The 1,146-nt window shown below is 58.1% G+C and carries 1 protein-coding gene; it reads right to left on the bottom strand.

Going from position 1 to position 1,146, the window contains the following annotated elements; translation table 11 throughout:
• Positions 1 to 169: 169 nt before the first annotated feature.
• Positions 170 to 925: an Rv1352/Rv1906c domain-containing protein gene (locus HGG74_RS20830; protein ID WP_168489448.1), complete on the bottom strand. Its 756-nt coding sequence runs from the start codon at positions 923 to 925 to the stop codon at positions 170 to 172.
• Positions 926 to 1,146: the final 221 nt, after the last annotated feature.

Genomic DNA, 1,146 nt, shown 5'->3' with positions numbered 1-1,146 from the left:
AAGAATTCCCAAGCGTCAATCAAGCCTTTTCGCAGTCACAAAACCAACTGGTCAGCTAACGGCGGGCCACCAGCCGCCGCAACAGACCAGGGCCACCCTTTTGAAAGGGTGGCCTTTGTGGTGCCGATGGCAGCCCTTGCCGGCTATCGGGGGACCCTACCCACGGGTGCTAAGGATGGACCCAGCGGAAGGAGCAGCCCCGGATGGTTAGTCCGGAGGCGCTGGCCGGGACGGTGATAGTGAACTGCGGGGCAACGTTGATGGAGTTGTTGTCGATGATGTTCCCGCTGGCGTCCGAGACCTCCCAGTAGCAGTCAGTGACCTTCTCGCCCTGAGAACGCCAGGTCCCGGGGACGACATCCTTGCCGATCAGGTAAGCACCCTCACTGACAAATTTGCCGTTTTTGCGGTCCTTCTCGATGGCTGCCTGTTCCTTCTCAGCGGCCAGTCCCATGGCGATGCTCTTCTTGATCTTCTTCTTCTTCGGATGGTCCGGGCAGAGCATGAAGGCCCCGGCCATTTCGTCAGCTTGGGTTTTGCTCCCTGTTTCTTCGATGGACATCTCGGTGCAGATCCCATACAGGATCGAGAGATCGTCACGTTCAGCGTCCTCGCCGTAGGCCTTCTTGAGCGCCTTCGCTTCTGTGCCCGTCAGCTCGCCGTCTTCGGTAAGGGTCGCTTCGCAGTTCAGTTCGCCAAGGGACTTGGTTTCATTCCAGACGTCAGAGAGGGCGTTGAGCGTCAGTTCGTTCTCGAAGTTTTCATCGAGGCAGTCATAAGAGACGCCGATTACCTTGGGCACCGGTTCGGATGCGGCTGTTTCAGTGGCCACCGTTTCAGTGACGGCAGGCTGCGCCTGTACGGGCGCGGTGCAGCCAGCCAGCATGAGCATGGCAATGGCTGTGAATGCGAGTTTTCTCTTCAAATGTTCCCCCAGGTGAATGGCTAGGAATCATTGAATCACCAGGCAGAGGAACTCAATGAATGCGGGCAGGTTCAAGACACTTGATAACCGAGGCGCCAACACCACCACGCGGGTGGCCTTTGCCGTTTCCGGGCGGGATAGTCTGCGGGTTGAATGTCTGTCCAGAAAAGCAGCCTGCCACCGATACGATGAATCGTCACAGCACCGTATCCCTGGGGGGG

Source organism: Arthrobacter mobilis, from assembly GCF_012395835.1.
Taxonomy (GTDB): Bacteria; Actinomycetota; Actinomycetes; order Actinomycetales; family Micrococcaceae; genus Crystallibacter; species Crystallibacter mobilis.
The sequence above is the reverse complement of the archived record's forward strand: the minus strand, read 5'-3'. Positions and strand labels throughout refer to the sequence as shown.